The 22,630-nt window shown below is 51.6% G+C and carries 24 protein-coding genes; 7 read left to right on the top strand and 17 right to left on the bottom strand.

What is annotated here, in order from left to right; translation table 11 throughout:
- Nucleotides 1–67: 67 nt before the first annotated feature.
- Nucleotides 68–2,254 (bottom strand): ferric-rhodotorulic acid/ferric-coprogen receptor FhuE, encoded by a 2,187-nt coding sequence (gene fhuE, locus G163CM_RS07970; protein ID WP_255690273.1) that lies wholly within the window; start codon nt 2,252–2,254, stop codon nt 68–70.
- Between the two features lie 349 nt (nt 2,255–2,603).
- On the opposite strand from fhuE, the gene G163CM_RS07965 reads away from it, so the two are divergent.
- Nucleotides 2,604–3,695 carry a YncE family protein gene (locus G163CM_RS07965; RefSeq protein WP_015964819.1) on the top strand — a complete coding sequence of 364 codons (1,092 nt, stop codon included), beginning with the start codon at nt 2,604–2,606 and terminating at the stop codon, nt 3,693–3,695.
- 48 nt (nt 3,696–3,743) lie between these two features.
- Here G163CM_RS07965 and G163CM_RS07960 read toward each other — a convergent pair whose 3' ends face one another.
- Genes G163CM_RS07960 through G163CM_RS07950 form a run of 3 tightly spaced genes read right to left on the bottom strand, consistent with a single transcriptional unit; the run spans nt 3,744 to nt 4,643 of the window.
- Nucleotides 3,744–3,926 (bottom strand): DUF1869 domain-containing protein, encoded by a 183-nt coding sequence (locus G163CM_RS07960; RefSeq protein WP_015964818.1) that lies wholly within the window; start codon nt 3,924–3,926, stop codon nt 3,744–3,746.
- 5 nt (nt 3,927–3,931) lie between these two features.
- Nucleotides 3,932–4,285: a TehB family protein gene (locus G163CM_RS07955; RefSeq protein ID WP_015964817.1), complete on the bottom strand. Its 354-nt coding sequence runs from the start codon at nt 4,283–4,285 to the stop codon at nt 3,932–3,934.
- A gap of 31 nt (nt 4,286–4,316) precedes the next feature.
- On the bottom strand, nt 4,317–4,643 hold the full coding sequence (locus tag G163CM_RS07950) for a TehB family protein (protein WP_231827638.1): 327 nt from the start codon (nt 4,641–4,643) through the stop codon (nt 4,317–4,319).
- Nucleotides 4,644–4,827: 184 nt separating this feature from the next.
- On the opposite strand from G163CM_RS07950, the gene G163CM_RS07945 reads away from it, so the two are divergent.
- Nucleotides 4,828–5,091 carry a DUF2534 family protein gene (locus G163CM_RS07945; protein ID WP_015964815.1) on the top strand — a complete coding sequence of 88 codons (264 nt, stop codon included), beginning with the start codon at nt 4,828–4,830 and terminating at the stop codon, nt 5,089–5,091.
- A 446-nt stretch (nt 5,092–5,537) separates the two neighbouring features.
- Nucleotides 5,538–7,022: a GGDEF domain-containing protein gene (locus G163CM_RS07940; protein WP_231827637.1), complete on the top strand. Its 1,485-nt coding sequence runs from the start codon at nt 5,538–5,540 to the stop codon at nt 7,020–7,022.
- Nucleotides 7,023–7,111: 89 nt separating this feature from the next.
- On the opposite strand, the gene G163CM_RS07935 is transcribed toward G163CM_RS07940, so the two are convergent.
- From G163CM_RS07935 to G163CM_RS07920, 4 genes are all read right to left on the bottom strand, one after another.
- Complete coding sequence (locus tag G163CM_RS07935) at nt 7,112–7,216, bottom strand: YoaK family small membrane protein (RefSeq protein WP_015964813.1); 105 nt, start codon at nt 7,214–7,216, stop codon at nt 7,112–7,114.
- A 45-nt stretch (nt 7,217–7,261) separates the two neighbouring features.
- Nucleotides 7,262–8,278, bottom strand: coding sequence for a GGDEF domain-containing protein (locus tag G163CM_RS07930; RefSeq protein ID WP_231827636.1), 1,017 nt, complete (start codon nt 8,276–8,278; stop codon nt 7,262–7,264).
- A 241-nt stretch (nt 8,279–8,519) separates the two neighbouring features.
- Nucleotides 8,520–8,939, bottom strand: a complete 420-nt coding sequence (locus G163CM_RS07925) for a hypothetical protein (RefSeq protein WP_231827635.1) — start codon at nt 8,937–8,939, stop codon at nt 8,520–8,522.
- A 361-nt stretch (nt 8,940–9,300) separates the two neighbouring features.
- Nucleotides 9,301–9,975 carry a hypothetical protein gene (locus G163CM_RS07920; RefSeq protein ID WP_231827634.1) on the bottom strand — a complete coding sequence of 225 codons (675 nt, stop codon included), beginning with the start codon at nt 9,973–9,975 and terminating at the stop codon, nt 9,301–9,303.
- Nucleotides 9,976–10,461: 486 nt separating this feature from the next.
- On the opposite strand from G163CM_RS07920, the gene G163CM_RS07915 reads away from it, so the two are divergent.
- A complete protein-coding gene (locus tag G163CM_RS07915) occupies nt 10,462–10,710 on the top strand; it encodes a putative hemolysin (protein ID WP_041686470.1) in 249 nt (82 codons plus the stop codon).
- A gap of 71 nt (nt 10,711–10,781) precedes the next feature.
- Complete coding sequence (locus tag G163CM_RS07910) at nt 10,782–11,087, top strand: hypothetical protein (protein ID WP_015964810.1); 306 nt, start codon at nt 10,782–10,784, stop codon at nt 11,085–11,087.
- 32 nt (nt 11,088–11,119) lie between these two features.
- Here G163CM_RS07910 and G163CM_RS07905 read toward each other — a convergent pair whose 3' ends face one another.
- Nucleotides 11,120–11,464, bottom strand: a complete 345-nt coding sequence (locus tag G163CM_RS07905; RefSeq protein ID WP_149464741.1) for a DUF488 domain-containing protein — start codon at nt 11,462–11,464, stop codon at nt 11,120–11,122.
- Nucleotides 11,465–11,603: 139 nt separating this feature from the next.
- Here G163CM_RS07905 and G163CM_RS07900 point away from each other — a divergent pair, with 139 nt between their 5' ends.
- Nucleotides 11,604–12,311: a CTP synthase C-terminal region-related (seleno)protein gene (locus G163CM_RS07900; RefSeq protein ID WP_231827633.1), complete on the top strand. Its 708-nt coding sequence runs from the start codon at nt 11,604–11,606 to the stop codon at nt 12,309–12,311.
- Between the two features lie 4 nt (nt 12,312–12,315).
- On the opposite strand, the gene G163CM_RS07895 is transcribed toward G163CM_RS07900, so the two are convergent.
- Complete coding sequence (locus G163CM_RS07895; protein WP_231827632.1) at nt 12,316–13,497, bottom strand: CynX/NimT family MFS transporter; 1,182 nt, start codon at nt 13,495–13,497, stop codon at nt 12,316–12,318.
- A 96-nt stretch (nt 13,498–13,593) separates the two neighbouring features.
- Here G163CM_RS07895 and G163CM_RS07890 point away from each other — a divergent pair, with 96 nt between their 5' ends.
- Complete coding sequence (locus G163CM_RS07890; RefSeq protein WP_231828345.1) at nt 13,594–14,385, top strand: AraC family transcriptional regulator; 792 nt, start codon at nt 13,594–13,596, stop codon at nt 14,383–14,385.
- Here G163CM_RS07890 and G163CM_RS07885 read toward each other — a convergent pair.
- The 7 genes from G163CM_RS07885 to G163CM_RS07855 all read right to left on the bottom strand — a co-directional run bounded on the left by G163CM_RS07885 (nt 14,369) and on the right by G163CM_RS07855 (nt 22,570).
- The gene (locus G163CM_RS07885; RefSeq protein WP_015964805.1) at nt 14,369–14,815 is read right to left on the bottom strand and encodes a DUF441 domain-containing protein; all 447 of its coding nucleotides are present in this window, start codon (nt 14,813–14,815) and stop codon (nt 14,369–14,371) included. The genes G163CM_RS07890 and G163CM_RS07885 overlap by 17 nt on opposite strands.
- 34 nt (nt 14,816–14,849) lie before the next feature.
- Nucleotides 14,850–16,958, bottom strand: coding sequence for a glycoside hydrolase family 31 protein (locus G163CM_RS07880; protein ID WP_231827631.1), 2,109 nt, complete (start codon nt 16,956–16,958; stop codon nt 14,850–14,852).
- A 9-nt stretch (nt 16,959–16,967) separates the two neighbouring features.
- Nucleotides 16,968–18,302 (bottom strand): glycoside-pentoside-hexuronide (GPH):cation symporter, encoded by a 1,335-nt coding sequence (locus G163CM_RS07875; protein WP_231827630.1) that lies wholly within the window; start codon nt 18,300–18,302, stop codon nt 16,968–16,970.
- 198 nt (nt 18,303–18,500) lie between these two features.
- A complete protein-coding gene (locus G163CM_RS07870) occupies nt 18,501–19,004 on the bottom strand; it encodes a YbaK/prolyl-tRNA synthetase associated domain-containing protein (RefSeq protein WP_231827629.1) in 504 nt (167 codons plus the stop codon).
- Nucleotides 19,005–19,073: 69 nt separating this feature from the next.
- A complete protein-coding gene (dgcJ, locus tag G163CM_RS07865; RefSeq protein WP_255690271.1) occupies nt 19,074–20,573 on the bottom strand; it encodes a diguanylate cyclase DgcJ in 1,500 nt (499 codons plus the stop codon).
- 102 nt (nt 20,574–20,675) lie between these two features.
- Nucleotides 20,676–21,110, bottom strand: coding sequence for a universal stress protein UspF (gene uspF / locus G163CM_RS07860; RefSeq protein ID WP_015964802.1), 435 nt, complete (start codon nt 21,108–21,110; stop codon nt 20,676–20,678).
- 188 nt (nt 21,111–21,298) lie between these two features.
- Complete coding sequence (locus G163CM_RS07855; RefSeq protein WP_015964801.1) at nt 21,299–22,570, bottom strand: YeaH/YhbH family protein; 1,272 nt, start codon at nt 22,568–22,570, stop codon at nt 21,299–21,301.
- Between the last annotated feature and the right edge of the window lie 60 nt (nt 22,571–22,630).

The raw sequence follows: 22,630 nt of genomic DNA, 5'->3' as shown, positions 1-22,630 counted from the left end.
AGGGCGGGGTTAATCAGTCTGAAAGCGGAGGGGAAAAACGCAGAGGATAATCCTCTGCGTGTGTCGGTCAGAATGCCCAGGAGACGTTCACCGAATAGTTACGCGGTTCGCCATATACCACGTAATCACTGGCCCAGGAGTAGTATTCGCGGTCGAAGAGGTTTTCGATATTCGCCTGCACCGCCAGTTGTTTCGTGACCTGGTAGCGGGCAAACAGATTCGCCAGTGGATAACTGCCCTGATGGACGCGGGTGGTTTCGCCATCCGGTCCACTGGCATCCTGATATGTTCGATTCTGCCAGGTGAGGCCGCCGCCGACGGTAAGGTCGCGCAGCATCGGTAACTGGTAACGGCTAAAGAGCTTAAACTGCGTCTGAGGCATATTGCTGTTGAAGCGCCCTGTGGAATCGCGTGCGACGTAGCGCGTGGCGCCAAAGGTCATTTGCAGGTTATCGGTCACCGCACCGTTCAGCTCAAACTCCGCGCCCTTACTGACTGCGCCTTTTGCCGCATAATAGGCCTGCTCGCTGCTGCCGTTGACGTGATTATCGCCATCGGCCTGGCCTACGTTATCCTGCTCAATGCGGAACACGGCAACCGTCGCGGTTAACCGACCGTCCAGCCAGGCGGATTTCAGGCCCGTTTCGTAACTTTTTCCAGTGACCGGCGAGAGGTAACTGCCTTTCTGGTCGCGGTAGGTCTGCGGCTGGAAGATGGAGGTATAACTGGCATACGCCGACCAGATGTCATTGATGTCATACACCAGCCCGGCATACGGCGTAATGTTGTTTTTACTCATATCCCCACTGGAGCCGTGAGTGCTCCATTGGGTGTAGCGCGCGCCCACAATTAAAGAGAGCGGGTCAGCCAGCGAGAAACGCGCCGCCGTGTAAGCAGATTTTTGCCGCACGATATCATCGGATGTTAGCGTCCAGTCGCTCCAGGCGGGTTCCGCGAGGCTGCCGTTCCAGTTGTTATCAAACACGCCAATATCTGCCGTATCAATATCCGCTCCGGCGCTGTAATAGCGGTTGGTCTGTCGGCTGTAGCTCAGGCCCGCCACCAGCTCGTGCTGACGCCCCAGCAGCGTGAAGGGCCCGGTGGTGTAGGTATCCACGGAATCGAGTCTCCGCTTGCCGCGATCGAGACTGCCATAACCCGACAGGCCTTCCCCGGTGGACTGATCCGGAAAGCCGAAGGAGTAGAGCAGTTTCGAATCAAACGAGGCTTCCGCATGCGTACCATTCATGCGCAGGCTCCAGCCATTATCAAATTCGTGGGTCAGGTCGGCGAAAACTTTGCGTGATTCAAGATAGTAGTGCGCCCAGTCTGCTGAGGGGTTAGTGCTGCGGTCGTAATGGGTTTTTACGCCGTTACTGTACCAGGTTGGCAGCCCGCCCCAGGTCGGATTGCGGGTGGTACTTTGCTGATAATCATAGCCCAGCGAAACGGTCGTGTTGTCGGTGATGTCAGCATCGACGACGCCGTAGAAGAATTTTTTGCGTTTATGATAACGATCCAGCCAGCTGTCCTGATCCTGATATCCGGCGATGATTCTGCCGCGCACGGAGCCCGTGTCGTTCAGCGGGGCAGAGAGATCGGCGACATAGCGCTGTTTGTTCCAGCTGCCATAGGTGGCGCCGACGTTGCCCGTAAATTCACGGCTGTCAGCGTGTTTGCGTACCATGTTGACCGAGGCCGCCGGATTGCCTGCGCCGGTCATTAACCCGGTCGCGCCGCGAACCACTTCAATACGATCATAAATGGCGGTGTCGTCACCCGCGTCGCCAAAGTTCCACTCATCGCTGACGGAGGTTGGAATATCATCAAAGGTATAGTTGTTGATGTAAAAACCACGAGAAAAATAGCTGGAACGTTCGCTGTCAAAAATATTGGCGGAGATCCCCGTGGTATTCGCCAGCACATCGCCGACAGTTTCCAGGTTTTGATCCTGCATGCGTTGTTCGGTGATGACGCTGACCGACTGCGGCACATCGCGGGGGGTGAGCAGCATTTTGGTGCCCGCACGCGTCGTTTTCACACTGTAGTCGTGCTGGCCCTGCGTATTATCTGATACATCCGACGACGCGCCATCGACCACCATGACATCCTGCGTATTGGTATTTTCCGCAGCGACCGCTGAGCCAGAGGCGAGGGCGAGATGAATCATCGCCGCCAGGCTTGAAAAAAGAAAGCGTGATGCCCTTGCTGAAGATCTCTGTGCGGAACGGGGAACCCTGTTAAAACAACCCATTGTACGTTCTCATATGTTGTGTTTGTTATCGAAAAATCTGCCACTGTGACCACCGCTCAATGAGCGAATGGCAATGATAATCATTTGCCTTATCGAATTGAGAAATGATCTCATCTAAATTGTAAGTTAATGTAAATTCTTTAATTATCACAGTGTTGTAAGGGTTTTTCTCTAACGGGCGCGCGGCGGGCGTTGTGTGTGGAGAGGTGGGATTAATCGCGGCAAAGGGTGGGTGAGTTGCTATGGCTGCAGAGTCGGTAACGTTTGCTAAAGTGGTGATAATAAGTATGATTCTCATTCTCTAATGGTTGCCGTCACGGGAACCTTTATCCATTGAATGGAGTACAGAATGAAATTAGTGCTTACGCGCCGTCACGTTACGGTGGCTTTTGCGATTGCTGCTGCGCTGGGGCTTTCGGCATGCCAGTCTCCGGCGGTGAAGAATCCGCCGGTAGAATCAAAAACGCAGCCGCCAGCCGCCAGCAGCGACGTCACGCAGCGCGTATTAGCGAATGGACTCTATGAGATGAATTACGCGCCGACGGAAAAGGCGCTTTATGTCGCCAGCGCGCAGGGTTTTAAAGATATTAATGGTGGCGTGCTTTATCGTCTGGACCCGGCAACCCTTGCCACTACCGGTGAAACGCATACCGATTATAAAAACTTTGGCATGGCGAGCGAGCCGGACGGAAGCGTCTTCTACACCACCAACTCCCTTGATGGTGCCGTATCGAAAGTGGATGCCAAAACCGGCAAGATTCTGCAACGGGTGAAATTTAGCGAAAAAGGCCCGGATGGCGACCCGGTTGGCGCGCGTGAAATCCTGTGGCACGACGGGCTGCTGTTTATCGGCGGCGTGGCAGACCCTGGCCTGATTTGGGTGGTGGATGCCAAAACCATGACCCTAAAAACCCGCATCAAAAATGCCGGGAAATGGGTAACCGGGATTATCTACTCGCCTACCACCGATCGTATTTACGCGGCCAATGGCGGCGGTGAAATTCTGGTGATTAACCCGAAAAACTACCGCATTGAAAAACGCCTGACCGCAGGGGATGGCAAAAGCTACCTGTTCCTGAATATGGCGACAGACCCACAAACGGGGCGTCTGTTCGTGACCGATGACTCAAAGGCGAAAACCACGTTGGTGTTTGATGAGCGCACCGGACGCGTGATTAAACGTCTGGAAGGCGATGCGCTGGGCATTAAGTTTGACGCGAAACGCAATGAGATCTTTATCAGCCAGCGTGAATCGAAGAAAGTGTTGCAGCTGGATGCCACCACCTATGCGGTGAAGAAAAGCTGGTCATTTGACGCCCGCCCGAACAGTCTGCTACTGACGCCGGACGGTCAGACGCTGTATGTCACGCTGAAGCAAGACTTCAACGATGACAGCACCACCAAAGGCCCGGATAGCGTGGCGCGGATTGCCCTGAAGTAATAAAAAACGGGAGCCCATTGGCTCCCGTTTTCTCTCCCGCCGGATACGTTACCAGCCACACACTTCGTGTTCATTCTCGGTATCGTACGCACGCACGGTATTGATCAGATCTTTCACCACATCGGCAGCAACATCAGGTATCAGCAATTCCATCGGTTTATCGGTTTCATAATCCACCGAAATGCCGTTGCTGTTGTTCGTGACGGTCACCGTATAGGTTGCTTTACCCATGATGTTTACTCCTTATGCGAATTGACCACTTTGCCCAGGCCTGCGCCTTCAAGTTTGACATCCGGGTCGGCAAAGAAGTCGATATTGAAATAGGTATCGTCAGTCAGAAGCTCGATTCGGTGCCATTTTTGCGGCGGCGAAATGCCGAATGACCCGGCTTCGATGACAATGTCGACGTCAGGCTCAGTGGCCTCGGCGTCAGGAAAACCAAAGTAGCGCACCGCGCCCTGCATCACCGACAGGCGGCCATAAACATGTGCTTTGGTGTTGTGGTGAGTGAACAGCGCTTTTGGCGCGGTGTCTTTATTCCAGAACGGTGTTGAACGGGAATGAATAAAATTTTCAGGAATACGCAGCATAATTGGCTCCTTACTTAGTCGCCTTGTGAGCTTAAAGGGATCTCAAAACATCAGCTTCCACGAAAAAATCAATTTGAAAAACAGTATCTTCGGTCATCAGTTCTATCAGATGCCATTTCTCAGGAGGGAACACGCCAAAGTGACCCGCTTCGATCAGTAACTCGGCTTCAGGCTGTTCGAACGTCTCATCAGCATAGCCCAGGTATTTCACCGCCCCTTTATGCACCGACAGGCGAGGGTAGACCCCCTGGCGCGTACCTTTATCGAGATGACGCTGGAAAATACCGGCGGGTGCCGTCTCTTTGTTCCAGAACGGCGTGGAACGCGTATGAACACAACTTTGCGGAATCCGTAACATGTTTCCCCCTGTTTTGTTACGGGTTATTAGAGCACGAAGTGGCGGTCGAAATTTATCAAAAAGTGCATTTTAAATACTACTTTAAAAGGGGTAGATCACTATGGATTCACAAAAACATTCATTTATTGGCACATAAATGTTACAACTACAGCGTAATATATCGCCATGAAGGGGAGCGTTGAGTATGGTGCTGGAAAAATTGCGGACAAGGAACGGCAAAAAATTTCTGCTGTGTGCCTGCACAATATTTGTGATTGCGTTGTTTGTCGTGGGGCGGGCAACGTTTGGCGGCGTAGTACGTGAGTACAACCTGCCTTATTCGGAGTGGACAACGGGCATGTTCTTTTTGCAGGGTGCGATGGTCATGGTCTACAGCTGCATTTTCACCGTGCTGGGGTCGATTCCATTCGGTTTTATTTTCCTGGGTCCCAAAGAGAGCCACAGCTAATTTTATCAGGCGAGCATGGCTCGCCTGAATTTTCCCTCTGTCAACGATGATGCGAGTGGTGATGACCGCCACGGTGATGGTCATGATCGATGATGCATCCGCTGAGTGTGCTGCTCAATACAATTAATAAAGAGAGTGCGAGCAATTTTTTCATTATAAGTGTCTCCTGTAACACGCTGTCGCCATAAATAGTCTATGCGATTCAGCTGAGACGATTGTTATAAAAGCCCATGCATTAGTAGATAAGATTACTCCGTATTCCTCATGGCTCCCTGCGTCTTTGCGCCTAATTCTCATGCACATAAATTAGTCAGTTGTACATTAATTTGTTAATAACCACACATTTAAGGTATGAATAGCCTATTTTTCTGATAGGTTCTTTCTGAACAAGCTAAAAACACAAAGTGTGTTACGTTTAAAAGGATGACTTTTATGATGGTGCGCATGTGAGACGTGTTCAGGACAGTTTACGAAAGAAGCAGGCGTTGCTGGTGGCAGCAGGGATCACTGGCCTGTTAATTTTCCTGTATCTCTTTTTTATGTATCAACGTGCCATTACTCAGGTCAATGACGGCATTAATGCGCTGGAAAGCAATATGCTGGCCATCTTTAATGATAATGAATTAATTGCCGATGCCGCGGGGGTGCGTTATCAACAGCTAAAAAGTAATAACCTGTGCGGCAATTTGAGCGATTTTCGTCCGCGTAATCGCGATGAATGGGGCATCAATGCTGACCGGTCGGTTCTAAATCCGGGCTACGGCACGCTGATATCCAGAACGCAGAGCGAAGAAGCGCGCTGTATGTTTGCCGCAGGCGAGTTCGTGCGTGCCAGAATGAACACGCTGAATCCTGGGCATTACGATACCCATCGTTATATTGTGGCGCATGACGCGCACTGGTTTTATTGGTTTACCAGTAAAGACTCCGTTCGCTTTTCCTTTGATTCATCACAAATGGCGCGTAATCCTGCCGCCTTTTTCCAGATTCCTGAATCGTTTTATGACCGCTTATTACTCAAAGATTCTCGTAAAAAAGCGCGGAGCTCGACCAATTTTTATACGGATAAAATAACCGGTGAAAAAGCCTACAGTCTGGTGAGTTATATCTACGATCTTTCTGCTGGACAGGTGAGTAATCATATTGTCGGTTATTTACTGTACGATTTTTCGAAGCCCGAGTTACAACGCGCTTTACGCGAGTCGTTCAAAAATAACGTCCCTTCTGAGCTGATGCTGAAATTTGTTAACCGTCAGGATGCTAGCCATCTTTGTTTAACAGATAACTGTAACTGGCCGACGGTTTATCAGGTTTACGACCTTTCCGATCGCTACGAATTCCGCTATGCGCTGCCGCTTTATTTATACATCTTACATGACCCAATGGCCTCAACGGCCGTTCTGCTGGCGCCGTTGCTCTTTTTATTACTGTTTTTTGTTATACGCCGCAGGCTAAATAAAGGTGACAATCGTTTCTATTCTGATGCGCTCACCGGCAGTTATACGCGTAATATTCTGGAACTGATTCAGAAGCATGAACTCCGTTACACAACCGTTCTTCTGTTTGACTGCAACAAGTTTAAAGCGATCAACGATGCCTGGGGGCATAGCGTGGGAGACCGCGCGCTGAAGATTATCGCGCAATGTATGCTGGATAACGTCCGTGCCGTACACGATCTGGTGATCCGTACTGGTGGTGATGAGTTTGTCATTTTACTGGCCAGCGCCAGCAAGGAAGATGCGCGCTATATTGCTGAACGGATTGCTATGCAGGTAACACAGCATGCCTTTACGGTAGAGGGCGAAGTGGTGCCGTTATCCGTATCATGGGGAATGTCTACAAGTGCGGATAATCTGGATAGCGCAATCCAGCAGGCGGATGCGGACATGTATCGGATGAAGAAGGGCGAACAGCAGGAATCAGGCCGGTAAACCGGCCTTTGTGCAGGTTTACCACCAGCCTAGTTGTGTCCCGGCGACGGCTACAACCGCCACAATCAACATAATGATGGTTGTTTTTCTCATTTTGCACCTTCCGGTAGCGCATAGCCGCCGATAAAGAACCAGCTCAGAAAAATGACCGCCACAATAAAGATGACGATGGGAAAAGCGATACCTAGCCTCATTATTTTATCCTGAATGTTATTTATTCATGTTGTGTAGGGTGAATCTTAACCGATATGCCAGGGGGAATGCATCTGACGGCGCATCTGTTTATCCAGGTACATCGCACTGTCGGCGGCGCGCAGGGCGCTTTCAATGTCTGTGCTGTGGGGATCAATGTCAATCACGCCAATACTGGTTCCGGGATAGTGGAGGGTTGTTTCTGCTAACGTATAATCACCGCTGAGCTGTTGACGCAGCGTACTGACAAACTGTGTCTGTTCACCTTTTGAGGCACAGAGTACCGCAGCCAGAAATTCATCGCCACCCAAACGCCCGACCAGGCCGTCTTCCGTTTTAAAGGCCAGCAAGCGTTGCCCAACCTGCTGTAAGAACCGATCGCCCCAGTGATGGCCGTAGTGGTCATTGATGGCCTTAAAGCCATCAAGGTCGATATAGGCAAGCGTAATATGACAGCCCACTTTCCGGGCATGAGAGAACATGGTCTCCAGGTTTTCAAATATCGCCCGGCGATTAGGTAATCCTGTTAATGCATCGGTGTAGGAATGGTATATCAGCGCCGCATTCGCTGCGCGCAGTTGATTCACCAGCGACTCTTTCTCAATGTAGCGCGCAATAATACTGGCGAACAGCTGTAGCACCTGCTGACCGTTCAGGCTAAAAGGCATGGTCTGCTTACTGGAGGCGCACAGCGTTCCATACAGCGAGCCATCGGCCAGATGCACCGGCGTGCTGAGAAACGTGGTGATGCCAAGCTCGCGCGCACGTTCGCAATCCGCCCAGTGGACGTCGACGTCATTACAGAAGAAAAAATTTTCATCCATTGCCCGTTTGCATAACGACTCTTCCCAGGGAACGGAGGCGTTTTCCGGGATGGTCATATCCCCGCTGTTGCGCGCATAAACAATATGTTGCAGCTGGGCTTCCGTATCGATTTTGGTCAGATACGTTGACTCCATGTTGGTGACCAGCTCAAGCATTTCGAGTAACTGGCGAACCAGAAACTCCAAAGATTGTTCCGTGGCAAGGGTATGCGTTACCCGGGCAAGAATGTTGTCGGACATGAAAAAAGCTCCCGTACAGTGGGGAATACGCCGTACGTTGGTAAGAATTTTCTGGCTGCTCAGTAAGAATACAGCCTGGATATATCAAATTTTATACATTCTGGCGAAGGAAAATAAGGCTTTAGGACAAAAAAGGTCCGCTGGGTGGCGATACCGCCCCTTGATTAGAGCTACATCCACCCATATCAGTGGCCGCTATAAATTCCACGCCTGTTGACGAAGTGAGAATGAATCTAGTTGTTTATCCTTTGAAATCAATAAGCTGATTACAATTTAAGCTATCCCATTGTTGCTTTAGCACCGCAACCCATGCATAGTTTTCATCAAGATTACTGTTTTTAACTTCTTGTTGCATCTCTGCAGTATGCTCCTGTGTTGACTCCTGGAAAAAGTATGCATAGTCCTCAGCGAGTGTTTCGGGAGTGAATTTGTAGCCGTCATAATCATGCGAACTACGATATTTGATGTAAGCCGTGACATTATTTTTTGCAATAATATCAAACCGTTTGGGATCACCATCACTCCCTAAGCGATTCTGGACACTTGCACACATCGCTTGAGTACGCACAGGGGCTAGATTGTACTCAGCATACGCCGAAGGAATGGTGGAGCAAAAAACGATACACAGAATACGAAATTTCAACGGGTTAACCTTCTTCATGTTCAGACATTGATGCTTTAAAGTACGCCAATGTCACTGGGTACAAGTTATTAAGAATAGCCTGACATGATAAAAAAATTATAGTGATGGCGACTTGATGATGATCATCCTGGGTTGAGGACGCAGTGCTATATGAGCCAATATTCCCGAACTCACTTTTTATCCAGGCTGTATGCTAAACTAATGCTATTGCGCTGAAATTTGTGAATCAGATTAAGATGTCCCATGTTTTTTTTTGCTTCGTTTCCTCCAGAACATCATGCCTGATGATCTATTTTATAAATATAGCTGGAAAACAATATGTGCTTCCCATGTGTTATTTAATGACGTTTATGAGTACACTTCACATAAAATAAGCTAATTACTTGAGGTTGGCGATGGTATTCTGCATAAGAGACGCTGAGGCAGTTTCCTTTTCTTTCGCCTCTTTAGCCATTATACCTGCTGCTGTGGATATTAATCCGGCAGCCCTGTAATTCTGAATGTCATGGTTTGCAGCAACAAAGCTATATTTTGATATGTTGTCCTCAGCCATGTTTTTCAGTATCTCTGATAGGATTCTATTTCTTTCAGCGTTCATTGTTGATATCAGTGAGTTTATTGTCTGATTGTAATATATATTGTTATCAATAGCGCTTCTATAGCCGACAAGTGCCGTTGTGATTGCAGATAAAATAGTCTTCGTCATTACTGGTGTGAATGTTGTTGCAGCTAGCCCGGTGGATAATGAAAGTATATCCGTTACAGTATGCATGTTCGCTTGCTCTGGTGCTATTTCAGAAATAAACTTTATATAATCAATGTCGATAAGCATTATCTGGGCAGTTATAAACTCATTTCTGGCTGTAGGGCTAAATAAATTACTCTGAGACTGTATGACTTTGTCGCCTAACGCTTTAGTTATAGTCTCCATGCTGGCTTTATTATTATAGGGAAAGCCAAGTCGTCCACCTTTAAAGCTTGAGCATCCAGCCAAAATTGAAAGAATCAGTATTAATAGAAAATTACATGTGAGATGCTTTATTAAAATACACATGTTATTCCCCATGGCATAACGTTATTATTTTAAATGTAGTTACTTGTGATAATATTTCAATTAATTAAGGAAAAATACGAAAGTAGTATGAGTTATTCTGAGGTTATTAATTGTTACTCGGCTTTGCCTCGATTGAGTCGATGCAGCAGTGGCGAGTTTGTGTGATGAATGTCGTCAGGATTGTATCCATTGTCAGCAGGGTGACAGGCAATGTAGATCTAACACTCATCATCAATATCCTGCATTGCGGAGCTTTTCTTTCAATGGGGGCAATGAGTGGACATGGCCTGAAATAAATCCTTCTACTTCATATTGTTAGATCCAAAAAAAAGCCCCATCGGGGGCGATGGGGCAAAAACTCATTGATTATGGAATGATCTGTTCTCTGGTCAGTTCGAGAACGAGGTGTACTTTATTCGGCAAAAGTGCAGTTAAAATGGAGAAATCATGGAGTTTAAAGTGAAACCTCATCTAAAAGGAAAAAGCATGTCAAAACAGTATCTGATCGGTGCCGCATTACTTCTTGCTGGGTGCGCACAACAACAACCCGATGCGCCACCGCCGCCAAAGCAGGTGGGGATGGCTAACCCGGCGTCGGTGTACTGCGTGGAAAAGGGCGGCAAACTGATTGCACAGAAGAGTGCTCAGGGGGAGAGCAATCTCTGCCAGTTGCCGGGCGGCGAGCGTGTGGATGAATGGACGCTCTGGCGCCGGGATCATCCGCAGAAACAGTGACAACATCGCGGCTCTTGAGTAAACTCCGCTTAGGATAATTCTTAACCAAAGAACGCGAGTAGAAAGAGAGCATGTTTTTGCATAAACCGGGCAGTACCGCCCTGATTATTGCCGCGCGCACCACAGCAGGTCGCGCGAATATTGGTAAAGCCGTTGAGCTGTTTGCGCTTTGTGCGCCGGGAGAACGTATTTTAAATCCGGTGAATGGCGTGATGACGCAAATCCCTGCGCAATCGCCGCGCGCCTTATGGCTGGTCACCGGTGATGTGCGGGCGGCAGATGGACAACACGGATTCGCGTTTGTGCGCAGCGAGTATCTATTGCCACTGACGCCGGATGCGTTGCCCGAAGAGGAAAAAGCGCTCAGTCTTGCGTAATGCTACGCCGCCGGGCGTAGCATTGAAGAGTCTTACAGTTTGCTCAACCAGTCGGCTAACACTCGCGCATGGTTTTGCGTAGTGTTGGTTGCGGCATAAAGTAGCGTAAGGCCCTGCGTATTGGCGATGCCCTGCAGGCGAACGCCTTCCTCGCGATGCTGGTTTAGTTCATCGCGGTAGTGCTGGCAGAAGGTCGCAAAATCAATCACTTCGCCATGATACGCCTTACGCAGTTCGGCAGACGGCGTGAGATCTTTACACCAGTCATCGTAGACAAGGTTTTCCTTTTTGATACCGCGCGGCCACAGTCGGTCAACGAGCACGCGATAACCATCCTCGGGTGTTGCTGCGTCATAAACGCGTTTACACTGGATCATCTCCTGCCTCCTTTACGCTCATCCAGATGATAGACTTTCCACAATACCACCCCCTCCCGGGTATTGCTATTCAAGGGCGACTCCACCAGGATGACACGCATAATGTTGTTCGAAAAATTGTTACGTATAAGGACCACTCATGGAAAACCCTGCTGTCAAAAACTCCCTTCGCATCGCCCTGGTTGGCGACTACAACCCAGACGTGACAGCCCATCAGGCGATTCCGCTGGCGATTGATGACGCGGCGGCGGTGCTGGACATACTCGTGGACTACCATTGGATCGCGACTTCAGATATTCACAGTACCGATGATTTAGCTGAATTTGACGCCATCTGGGTGGTCCCGGCCAGCCCGTATAAGAACAGCGAGGGCGCGTTTTTGGCGATTCGCTACGCGCGCGAAAACAGCCTGCCATTCCTGGGCACCTGCGGTGGTTTCCAGCATGCGATGATTGAATATGCGCGTAATGTCATGGGGTGGGACGATGCCGCTCACGCCGAAACTGACAGCGAAGGCCGGATGGTGATTGCGCCACTGAGCTGCTCGCTGGTGGAAAAAAAGGACACCATCGAACTGCGTTCGAACACCTTGATTGCTCGCGCGTACGGCCGTGATGAAATTACAGAGGGCTACCACTGTAACTACGGGGTCTCTGCGGAATTTGCGGCGGCGTTACAGGACCAGCCGCTGCGGGTGACCGGCTGGGATGAAGAAGGGGAGATTCGCGCTGTTGAACTGGTGACGCATCCGTTCTTTGTGGCGACGCTTTTCCAGCATGAGCGCAATGCGCTGGAAGGGCGTCCTGCGCCGCTGGTACAGGCTTTCCTGTACGCAGCGGCCAATTAATCGCTTAGTGAATTTCCCGGTCGCGTCCGGCGAGTGCGCCAAACAGCGCCATCACCAGTGAAATGACCGCCACGGCGTAGAGCGGGATATGCCAGTCACCGCTGGCGTCGTGGATTTTCCCCATCAGCGGCGGCCCACAGGCGGCCAGCAAATAACCCACAGACTGCGCCATTCCCGAAAGCGCGGCGGCCTGATGTGCCGAGCTGGCGCGCAGGCCGATAAAGGTCAGACCGAGGATCATCGTCGCGCCGGAGCCGAAGCCGAAAATGAGCGTCCAGACAACTGCCTGCGCCGGGAAGAGCCAGTAGCCCGCCGCGCTCACGGCACACATAAGCGCGACGAGTATGGCGATCCCGCGCTGATCTTTAAGCCGATGCAGGACGAGCGGAATCACAAATCCCGGCGCGGCGGTCGCCAGCTGCAACAGCCCATGTAGCGATCCGGCCTGCGCTTCACTGTAGCCCTGCCCAATCAAAATGGCGGGCAGCCAGCCAATCACCACGTAATAGACCAGCGAGTTGATCCCCAGAAACAGTGTGACCTGCCACGCCAGAGATGAACGCCAGATCCCCCGACTTTTCAGGGTACGCGAGGTGGTCAGCGTGGCGGTTTTTGCCGCACGCCACTGCGGTAACCACAGCAGGAATGCCAGCAGTGGAAATACCATCAGCCCCAGTAATGCCCCACGCCAGCCAAAACCGTTCAGGGCCAGCGGCACGACCATGGCGGAGCCCAGCGCGGCGGCGGCACCCATGGTGACAGAATACGCGCCGGTCATGCGGGCGACGTTGCCTGCAAAATCGCGTTTGATTAACCCCGGCAGCAGGACGTTACCCAGCGCAATTCCGCAGCCGATGATCGCCGTACCGACGAACAGCAGGCTGACTGCCGGTAACGAACGCACCGCAATCCCGATGCAAATCAACAGCAGGGCGACAAACAGGCTGCGTTCAATGCCGAGGCGCTGCGCGATCCCCGCAGCCAGTGGGGAGACCAGCCCAAAAGCCAGCAGGGGGAGGGTCGTCAGCAAACCGGTTTGCGCAGTGGTTAAGCCGTATTCCGCGCGAATAGCGTCAAGCAGTGGCGCAGCCCCGGTAAAGGTGACGCGTAGCGTCGAGGCGATCAGTAAGATGCCCGCAATCAAAAGCCAGGTATGGCGGGCGGCAGAAGGTGAAACAGTACGCATAGCATTCTCAGTAAAACGATGGGAACAAGACGATACCCTGTTTAGCGCAGGATGAAATCAAGCTAAAATGACAAATTATCGCTAAATTCGGACAAAATTATGTTGGGTCTTGGTCTTGATGGTTATCACCCCGACGGTCATCACGATGCGGCAGTGGCATTCAGCGTTCAGGTCGCGCCCGATGAGCAGTACATTGCGCAGCATCAGCATCGTAAAGGGCAATTGATTCTGGCGCTGCATGGCGCGATCACCTGTGAGGTGGAAAATGCGCGCTGGATGGTGCCGCCCCAGTTTGCGGTGTGGATCCCAGGCGGGATGCCGCACAGCAATCGGGCGACGCCGCAGGCGCAGCTCTGTTTTCTGTTTATCGAGCCCGGGGCGGCGTTAATGCCCGATCACTGCTGTTCTCTGAAAATTTCACCGCTGGTGCGCGAGCTGATTCTGGCGCTCGCACAACGGCCTGGCAACGCGCGTCAGACGCCGCAAACCCAGCGTCTGACGCAGGTGCTGTTCGATGAGCTTCCGCAGCAGGCCGAGCAACAGCTACAGCTGCCGGTGTCCGCGCATCCGAAGATTCGTCTTATGGTAGAGACTATGGAGGCGGAACCCGCGCAGTGGCAGACGCTCAGCCAGTGGGCCAGCCGTTTTGCCATGAGTGAACGCAATCTGGCGCGGCTGGTGGTTAAAGAGACCGGGCTCAATTTTCGCCGCTGGCGGCACCAGTTGCAGTTGATTCTGGCGCTGCAAATGCTGGTGCGCGGGTTAGCGGTGCAGCAGGTGGCACTGGCGCTGGGTTATGACTCCACCACCGCGTTTATCACCATGTTCCGTAAAGGGCTCGGTCAGACGCCGGGACGCTATCTGGCGAGCCTTACGACTTCCCAATAAGAATGGAGACCAGCCCGGCGGCAATCAGCGGGCCCACCGGAACGCCGCGAAAGAGCGCCACGCCCAGCACGGTGCCAATCAGCAACCCGGCCACAAGCTGTGGCTGGCTGCCCATCAGCACGACGCCGCGTCCGCCAAGCCACGAGACAAAGACGCCAACCGCTATCGCCACCAGCGATTTCCAGTTAACGAATGAATGCAGCAGCGTGGAAGGAGGCAGGGTACCGCTGGCAATGGGCGCCATGACGCCGATGGTCAGGATAATAATCCCGATGGTCAGCCCCTGTTTCTCAATCCAGGGGAAAAAGGTATTTAGCGGAGTGACACGAACAATAATCAGTACCAGGATGGAGACGGCTACGGTGGTGTTATGACTGACGAAGCTGAGCGCCGCCAGACCAAGGAGGATCAGCAGGGTGGTATCGAACATGAAAGGAAATCCTTGCCAAAAAAAGTAAGCCTGCTTACTTTACGCGCAACCGCGTGAATAAGCAGGCTTTTTTTAACATCTGGCGATCATTCTGGCGTCTGCACAATAAGCCAACCAGCAATGCCACCAGCGGACTTCCTTCACGGATAAAGACCGGAATCGTTTCCAGCGCGGCATCGACGGTAATTTGCTGCTGCCCGGCATAACGTTCACCGTTCAGTGCTACCCAGCGATGATTGCCAGGAAGCCACAGCGTACGCTCGCGCTGACCCGCCTGCATCACCGGCGCGACCAGCAGATCGTCACCAAACAGGTACTGATCTTCTACCGTCCAGCTTTTGGCTTCATCCGGATAATGCCAGAACAGCGGGCGCATCAGCGGGTCACCGTGCTGCTGTGCATTGCTGAACAGCGCATCGATATAGGGGCGCAGCTTCTCGCGTACCGAAAGCCAGTGTTGCAGCGTGGCGAAGTTGGCTTCTCCGTAGCTCCACAGCTCATTTGGCGAACCGCTGTTACACTGTGGAATACCGTTACGGTAGCTTTCCGCTGGCTGAATTTGCGGTTCACGATAGCCATGCATCCGCAGTACCGGGCAGAACACCGCCCACTGGAACCAGCGGATCAACAGCTCGTGGAAGGCCGGGTCGTGAATATTGCCGCCCTGAAAACCGCCGATGTCCGTGGTCCACCAGGGAATGCCCGCGAGCCCCATATTGAGCCCTGCGGCGAGTTGGTTGCGGAACGCGTGAAACGAGGAGTGAACATCGCCCGACCACGCGAGCACGCCGTAACGCTGGCTGCCCGCCCAGCTACAGCGAACCAGGTTACAGATTTCTTCTTCGCCTTCCGCCTTCAGACCATCATAAAAACCCTGCGCGAAATCGCGCGGATACTGATTACCCACTTCCAGAACCGGGCCGGCGTGATAGCGATAGTTATCGAAATCGTAGGCGCGATATTCGGGTTCGGCTTCATCCAGCCAGAACAGCTTAATGCCCAGATCGTGATAGTTCTTCTTCACCGTTTCCCAGACGAACTGACGGGCTTGCGGATGTGTGGCGTCAAAGAACGTGGTATTGCCCATAAAATCCAGATTCACCTGCACGCCGCGATCGCTGGTTACCAACCAGCCTTTGGCTTTCATCTGCGCAAAGAGCGGGCTGCGGGCTTCGACGGTCGGCCAGACGGAGACCATCAGTTCAATGCCGAGCGATTTCAGCTCTTCAACCATCGCGCGCGGGTCCGGCCAGTCAACCGGGTCAAAACACCAGGTCCCCTGATTCGGCCAGTGGAAGAAATCGATAACCATCACCGACAGCGGGAGATGACGCCGACGATACTCCCGGGCGACCTCCAGCACTTCCTGCTGATTGCGATAGCGCAGTTTGCACTGCCACAGGCCGCTGATAAATGCGGGTGCGGCGGGCGGCGTGCCGGTGACGCGCGCATATTGCCGCGTGATATCGGCAATGCTGTCTCCGGCAGTTACCCAGTAGTCCATTTCTCCGGTGACCTGCGCTTTCCAGGTTGTCTGATTTTTGGCAAAACAGGCTTCGCCGATGGCGGGGTTATTCCACAGCAGGCCATAACCGAGGCTGGATTGCATAAACGGCACGCTGGCCTGTGAATTACGTTGCGCCAGTTCGAGCGTACAGCCTTTTAAATCGAGCCAGGGTTGTTGGTATTGCCCCATACCGTAGATTTTCTCGTCAGGACGCGACTCAAAACGCACCGTGAGCTGATATTTCCCGCCCGGTAGCGGCTTGAATTCGCGCCCATCCAGTTTCAGCGCGCTGACGTACTTATCCTGACTCTTCTCGCTGGCGCCAATACCGACCGTCGAGCGCTGTCGCCACATCTCTTCAAGCAGCAACTCGTTGCGCTGGTTGTAAAAGGCCAGTTGTCCTTTCAGATTGAGCACCGCGCGAATGTTGCCGTTGCGCAGGGTTAATGTCTCCGGGCCGGTGGTGATTTCCGCCGGGCAGTCGTCAGCGCACAGTAGCGCATGCCGCGCATCGCTGAAGCCGGGCTGGCAGGTCGCACGCACGCGCAGGCTGTTTTTTCCCCACGGCTCAATACGCAGAATTTGTCGCTCAAAGCGCCACTCGATGCTGTTGGTATTTTGAATTAATTCACTCATGTTGGACCCTTAAGAGAAGCTCTGTTTGGCGAGATGGATTTCCTGCATTTTGCTATCGTCCAGCCGATACCAGCGCAGCGTTGCAAAGGCGCACAGCGACAACATACCTGGAATGATAGTGAACAGGGCGACGATGCAGTGCATGGCGAGCGGCGTTTGTTGCGGGGCGTTAGCGACATAGCCGCTCAGGCCCAGCGTCCAGCCAACGATCGCGCCGCTGATGGCCATGCCCAGTTTCAGTACCGCGAGGAAAGTTGAGAAAATCACGCCGTCCATGCGTTTACCCTGTTTCCACTCGCCGTAATCAGCGACGTCCGCCATCATCACCCACATTAAGGTGGTGGTGGACTGGTAAAGCGTCGAAACGATAAAGGTGAGGGGCACCAGCACGACGATGGATTTCGGCGCGAAGAACAGCGCAATGCTAAGAATACCGGCCAGCACCGAGCAGTAGCCGAACATCTGGACCTTACTGGCGTTGCGGGTCAGGCGTTTGGCCAGCGCGCTGCCTGCGGCTTTACCGATAATATGTGCAGCGAGCATCCACATAAAATAGCCCGCATCGCCGAGATAATAGGTGACGAAATACATCATGGCACCCAGGCGAATCACCCCAAAGCCAATATTGGTTAATACCAGAACGGCGACAACGCGCCATTGATCGTTACGTAAGAGATCGCGTAACTCGGCAAGGTAATTATTATGTGTGGCGGGCGCTTGAATTCGCTCACGGGTATTGGCAAAGCAAATCCAGAACATGATAACGGCAATGCTGGCCATAATTGCCATCGACCAGCGATAGCCCATTAATTTATCTGCGCCACCAATAAATTCAGCTAAAGGCATCATAAAAAACGTGGACATTGCGCCGCCGAGTGTGGCCAGAAAAAAGCGATACGATTGCAGAGAAATACGCTCTTTATTATCCGGGGTAATCACCGCGCCCATTGAGCAGTAGGGAATATTAATGGCGGTATACATCAACATCATGAAGGTATAGCTGACGGTGGCGAAAATCATTTTCCCCGTCAGGTCTAACGACTCCGGTACCGCGTAGGTCAGCAGGCAGCTGGCGCCAAACGGCAGGGCCAGCCACAGCATCCATGGGCGGAACTTGCCCCAGCGTGAGGTGGTGCGGTCAGCCAGGTAGCCCATCGCCGGGTCGATGATGGCGTCGGCGGTACGGGCCAGTAAAAACATTGTTCCCACGAAGGCGGCGGGGAGACCCACGACGTCGGTATAATAGAAAGTCAGAAAAATAATAACGTTATCTAAACCAATATGGCTGGCCATATCGCCTAAACCATAGCTGATTTTTTCCTTGCGGCTAATAAATTGACTCATGATCCACCCTGTCTTTATAAGGTTATTTCAGAGAGCATTACCGGACCATGTTTAGGGAAAGGGAGAGGGGAAACAATTATGAGATTTTGCAATATCGTTATGTAAACTGCTTTTCGTGATACCGGTAACAATTCAATGCAAAATGAATCGTTTCAGTGGCGATAACGGGCATTATCGCCTGGTAATTATTATTTTTTGTTATAGCTCGCGACGAAACGCCACCAGTTCAGGCTGCGCAATGCGTAAATAGTCTTCGGAATTCAGAATAACGGATTTTTCCAGACGACCGGCATTAAACGCAATTTCATCAAACCGCGTGAACAATAACGGGTCTGCAATCAGACGCAGCGAGGGATGAAAAGAGAAAGGCGGGATTGCGCCAAAAACGCAGGCGGTGAGTTGCTCTACCTCGGCTGGGCTGGCGAGGGACGCTTTTAACCCACCGACGTGCTCAGCAATACGCGATAAATCAGCCTGCTGGTCGGCGGCGAGTACCGCCAGAATATGTTGCTTGATGCCGTTGCCTTTCACTTTGCATACCAGCGCTTTGGCTCCCTGGCCCAGCGCCGTGCCGCGCATTTCAGAAACGGCTTCGCATTTACCCACCGCTTCATGGGTCATGACACGGTAGCGCGCGCGGTTTTCCGCTAACAAATCTAACAGATGCTGGTGAACATCCTGAGGTGCGTTGATTTCAGACATATCTTCTCCTTGCGACGAAAAACAGTCTTCAGGGTAGCCCTTTTGGCGGCTAACTCAAGTGCTCAACGCTTATCGGGAGCGCTTCCCTTTTTTGTGCAGATACAACGCGCCGTCGGCTTTCGCAAAAGCACTGTCCAGCGGCTCGCCCGGCTGCATCTGATAACCGCCCCAGGAGAATTTCACCGGGAAGCCGGTATCCATCGCCGCCAGATTGTTTTCAATACGTTTCACCACCTGCTGCGCCGCAGCGAGGGTATTATCAATGAGGATAATATTAAACTCGTCACCGCCGAGGCGAATGCCGTAATCACTCTTACGAATCGACTGATCGATGGCTTTTCCCAACGCCTGAATCATACGGTCTCCCGCCTGGTGCCCCAGAGTATCGTTGATGCGCTTCAGGCCGTCGCAGTCCAGTGCGATGACGCTCACGGCAATGCCTTTTGCTAGCAGTTCATCGATTTTTGCCTGTAGGGAAGGTAAGAGCAGTTTTCTATTGTACAGGCCGGTCATCACATCCGTGATGTTCTCCCGTGAGAGGCGTGCATTGCGTGTCAGATGGTATTTTGCGTAAGCGCAGAGCAAATAGGTGGTTAAGAGATAACTGAAGATCAGCCACGTATTCGAGATGATAAAGTAGACGATATCCAGGCTGATGTGCAGAGAGTAGTACTGGGTGATCGCTTCTTTATGATGAATAAGCGTACGCACCCGCCAGGCAGGGTTATGGAAATTGATTTTTTTTCCGGTGGCGTTGTCTTCGATGTGCATCGACAGAAACTTCCAGATAACCGGTCTGTCGGCGGTATAGAAAGACGTTGCCAGGTCACTGATATTTATATCAGTGATGATAATGCCTTTAAACGTGCTGTCTTTAAACACCGGCGTTAGCATGCTAATAATATTATGGTGGGTGTAACCATCCCGATAAACATGAGAGATAATGTTTTCGCCCATCGCCAGATCTTTCAGGCTGCTGTCATCAATGCTGATAGTCTGTGCACTTTTTTTGATATCGATTGAATTATGGTTAACAACCAGCCAATTATTAAAGGTGTACTTATTACTGTCGACCAGTTTATTGATATAGATATAGGAATTAGCCACATCGATGTAATAGCGGATGTTATCAAATGCATAGCCGGAATAGTTGGAAAACGTGTACTTCGACGTTTTTCGGGCGGGCAGCGAATTGATCAGTGGCAGATAAGCGACATCGCTGATCCACTGCTCACAGGAGGCGTTGGTGGTCTGTAACGTGCCCGGTAGTGCCTGAAAGTCATGGCTGGCAAGGTTAAACCCGTTTACACCGTTGAGATGCTCCAGTTTCTGACAGGCGCGGGTATCATGCTTCTTTATGTTGGCATCTGCTGAGAAAGCGCGCGATAACTGAAAGGCCAGATTCTGATTAATATACTCTTCGTGAAAAAGCGCGGAACGCCCGTTCTCAGAGATATAATTCATATAGTTATTGAGGTTGCTGTACTCTTTATACAAAAGTCCGAGGAATACGCAGGTCGATAAGATGACTATCACAGACGTTGTTTTTTTGCTGCTGAAATGTGACACGTTTATATCCTGAACTTCACTGGCGACGCTGAATTATAGCATGCATTTTTTCAGGATAGGGCACTAAGCGGAAATAACCTTTTCCGCTTAGTGTAAAGATAATTATCGAATAACCAGAACAGAACACTCCGCGTGTCTGACCACCGCCGCAGCGGTTGAGCCCAGGAGATAAGTGGTAAAATCAGGACGATGCGAGCTAATAATAACCAAATCCGCGGGAATGGTTTTCGCCAGTTCGAGGATTTTGTCCTTTGGCGCGCCTTCCGCGAAGTGCTTGTAAACCCGATCTTCCGGCAGGGAAAACTGCTTCACAATCTCGTCGAGCTTTTTCATGGCATCGGTTTCGAGATCGTCCATCACCGGCAGATCGGCCACATAGCGCGCGCCAAGGGTGGCATAGTATGGATACAAAGGGAGTACGGTCAGGAAATGGACTTCCGCATCATCCAGACGGGCTTGCGCTTCTACCTGCGCAATCACGCGCTGAGTGAGTTCAGTTTCTGAAATATCAATCGGTACAAGAATCTTCTTGGTCATAATACCTCCTTTTGTCATCACCAATTTAAAAGTAACCGTTTATGGTGTGGGGGTATATTAAAAAGTGTACGTTTCGTGAGCTATACCATTTTTTAATGATAATCACCCCGATGAATAGCGTGCTGAGAATTTACTGATAACAAAAATGAGGAAATCAGCCAGCAAAGGGCATTGCTGGCTGATTAGCGTCAGGCATCCTGCTTATGGAACAGTTCGCGGAATACCGGGTAGATATCCTCCTGGTCGCGAATATGCTGCATCGCGAAGTTCTCAAACGTCGCCTGCAGATGCTCATATTCTCGCCACAGGGTTTGATGTGCCCGGCGGGTTATTTCGATATAGCTGTAATAACGGACTACCGGCAGAATCTTCTTCGCCAGCAGTTCATGACACAGCGGGGAGTCATCCGCCCAGTTATCGCCATCCGACGCCTGTGCGGCATAGATATTCCACTGTGCCGGGTTATAACGCTCCGTCACCACTTCATCCATCAGTTTCAGCGCGCTGGAGACAATCGTGCCGCCGGTTTCCTGGGAGTAGAAGAACTCATGTTCATCCACTTCTTTGGCCTGCGTATGGTGGCGAATATAGACCACCTCGACGTTTTTATAGGTTCGGCTCAGGAACAGATAGAGCAGAATGTAAAAACGCTTGGCCATATCTTTGGTGGCCTGATCCATCGACCCTGAAACGTCCATCAGGCAGAACATAACCGCCTGGCTGGTGGGCTCAGGCCGTTTCTCATAGTTTTTGTAACGCAGGTCAAAAGTGTCGATAAACGGCACGCGATCGATTTTTGCCCGCAGCTCAGCAATCTCTTTGCGCAGCCGCTCCTCTTCCAGCAACTGGGCCGGTTCGCTTTTCGCGACGATGTCCAGACTGGTTTCCAGTTCATGTAATTCGCGCCGTTTCCCCGCCGTCATGGCGGTGCGTCGGGCCAGCGAGTTTTGCAGAGATCGAACCACGCTGATGTTGGCCGGTACACCGTTTGAGGTAAACCCCGCCCGATGCGTTTTATACTCGGTCAGCTGTCGCTGCTGGTTTTTTCTCAGATTCGGCAGGGCCAAATCTTCGAAAAGCAGATCCAGATATTCATCTTTCGAAATCTGAAAGACAAATTCATCCTGCCCCTCGCCGTCAGGGCTGGCCTGGCCCTGACCGCTTCCGCCGCCACCGCCGCCCCCTTGTGGGCGCTCGATGCGGTCGTTTTGCACAAAGTGATCGTTACCGGGATGCACCCGATGGCGAAGCCCGCCGCGCCCCTGATGGAACATCGGCTCGTTAATATCATCCGTAGGAATGGAGACAGACTCACCGCTGTCTATGTCGGTAACCGAACGCTTATTGATGGCCTCGGAAATCGACTGTTTAATCTGCGCTTTATAACGGCGTAAAAAGCGTTGGCGATTCACCGCGCTTTTGTTTTTGCCGTTAAGACGCCGGTCTATAAACCAGGTCATATTTCCCCTCCCGTACTGCCAACTTTTTGCCGTATCTATAAAACCGAATAGCACTGCGCT

Source organism: Pseudocitrobacter corydidari, from assembly GCF_021172065.1.
In the GTDB taxonomy this organism is placed as follows: domain Bacteria; phylum Pseudomonadota; class Gammaproteobacteria; order Enterobacterales; family Enterobacteriaceae; genus Pseudocitrobacter; species Pseudocitrobacter corydidari.
The sequence above is the reverse complement of the archived record's forward strand: the minus strand, read 5'-3'. Positions and strand labels throughout refer to the sequence as shown.

What these genes read in the sequence shown, in the direction of transcription:
- fhuE (WP_255690273.1), bottom strand. Translation starts at nt 2,254, where the DNA reads ATGGGTTGTTTTAACAGGGTTCCCCGTTCCGCACAGAGATCTTCAGCA.
- G163CM_RS07965 (WP_015964819.1), top strand. Translation starts at nt 2,604, where the DNA reads ATGAAATTAGTGCTTACGCGCCGTCACGTTACGGTGGCTTTTGCGATT.
- G163CM_RS07960 (WP_015964818.1), bottom strand. Translation starts at nt 3,926, where the DNA reads ATGGGTAAAGCAACCTATACGGTGACCGTCACGAACAACAGCAACGGC.
- G163CM_RS07955 (WP_015964817.1), bottom strand. Translation starts at nt 4,285, where the DNA reads ATGCTGCGTATTCCTGAAAATTTTATTCATTCCCGTTCAACACCGTTC.
- G163CM_RS07950 (WP_231827638.1), bottom strand. Translation starts at nt 4,643, where the DNA reads ATGTTACGGATTCCGCAAAGTTGTGTTCATACGCGTTCCACGCCGTTC.
- G163CM_RS07945 (WP_015964815.1), top strand. Translation starts at nt 4,828, where the DNA reads ATGGTGCTGGAAAAATTGCGGACAAGGAACGGCAAAAAATTTCTGCTG.
- G163CM_RS07935 (WP_015964813.1), bottom strand. Translation starts at nt 7,216, where the DNA reads ATGAGGCTAGGTATCGCTTTTCCCATCGTCATCTTTATTGTGGCGGTC.
- G163CM_RS07930 (WP_231827636.1), bottom strand. Translation starts at nt 8,278, where the DNA reads ATGTCCGACAACATTCTTGCCCGGGTAACGCATACCCTTGCCACGGAA.
- G163CM_RS07925 (WP_231827635.1), bottom strand. Translation starts at nt 8,939, where the DNA reads ATGAAGAAGGTTAACCCGTTGAAATTTCGTATTCTGTGTATCGTTTTT.
- G163CM_RS07920 (WP_231827634.1), bottom strand. Translation starts at nt 9,975, where the DNA reads ATGTGTATTTTAATAAAGCATCTCACATGTAATTTTCTATTAATACTG.
- G163CM_RS07915 (WP_041686470.1), top strand. Translation starts at nt 10,462, where the DNA reads ATGTCAAAACAGTATCTGATCGGTGCCGCATTACTTCTTGCTGGGTGC.
- G163CM_RS07910 (WP_015964810.1), top strand. Translation starts at nt 10,782, where the DNA reads ATGTTTTTGCATAAACCGGGCAGTACCGCCCTGATTATTGCCGCGCGC.
- G163CM_RS07905 (WP_149464741.1), bottom strand. Translation starts at nt 11,464, where the DNA reads ATGATCCAGTGTAAACGCGTTTATGACGCAGCAACACCCGAGGATGGT.
- G163CM_RS07900 (WP_231827633.1), top strand. Translation starts at nt 11,604, where the DNA reads ATGGAAAACCCTGCTGTCAAAAACTCCCTTCGCATCGCCCTGGTTGGC.
- G163CM_RS07895 (WP_231827632.1), bottom strand. Translation starts at nt 13,497, where the DNA reads ATGCGTACTGTTTCACCTTCTGCCGCCCGCCATACCTGGCTTTTGATT.
- G163CM_RS07885 (WP_015964805.1), bottom strand. Translation starts at nt 14,815, where the DNA reads ATGTTCGATACCACCCTGCTGATCCTCCTTGGTCTGGCGGCGCTCAGC.
- G163CM_RS07880 (WP_231827631.1), bottom strand. Translation starts at nt 16,958, where the DNA reads ATGAGTGAATTAATTCAAAATACCAACAGCATCGAGTGGCGCTTTGAG.
- G163CM_RS07875 (WP_231827630.1), bottom strand. Translation starts at nt 18,302, where the DNA reads ATGAGTCAATTTATTAGCCGCAAGGAAAAAATCAGCTATGGTTTAGGC.
- G163CM_RS07870 (WP_231827629.1), bottom strand. Translation starts at nt 19,004, where the DNA reads ATGTCTGAAATCAACGCACCTCAGGATGTTCACCAGCATCTGTTAGAT.
- uspF (WP_015964802.1), bottom strand. Translation starts at nt 21,110, where the DNA reads ATGACCAAGAAGATTCTTGTACCGATTGATATTTCAGAAACTGAACTC.
- G163CM_RS07855 (WP_015964801.1), bottom strand. Translation starts at nt 22,570, where the DNA reads ATGACCTGGTTTATAGACCGGCGTCTTAACGGCAAAAACAAAAGCGCG.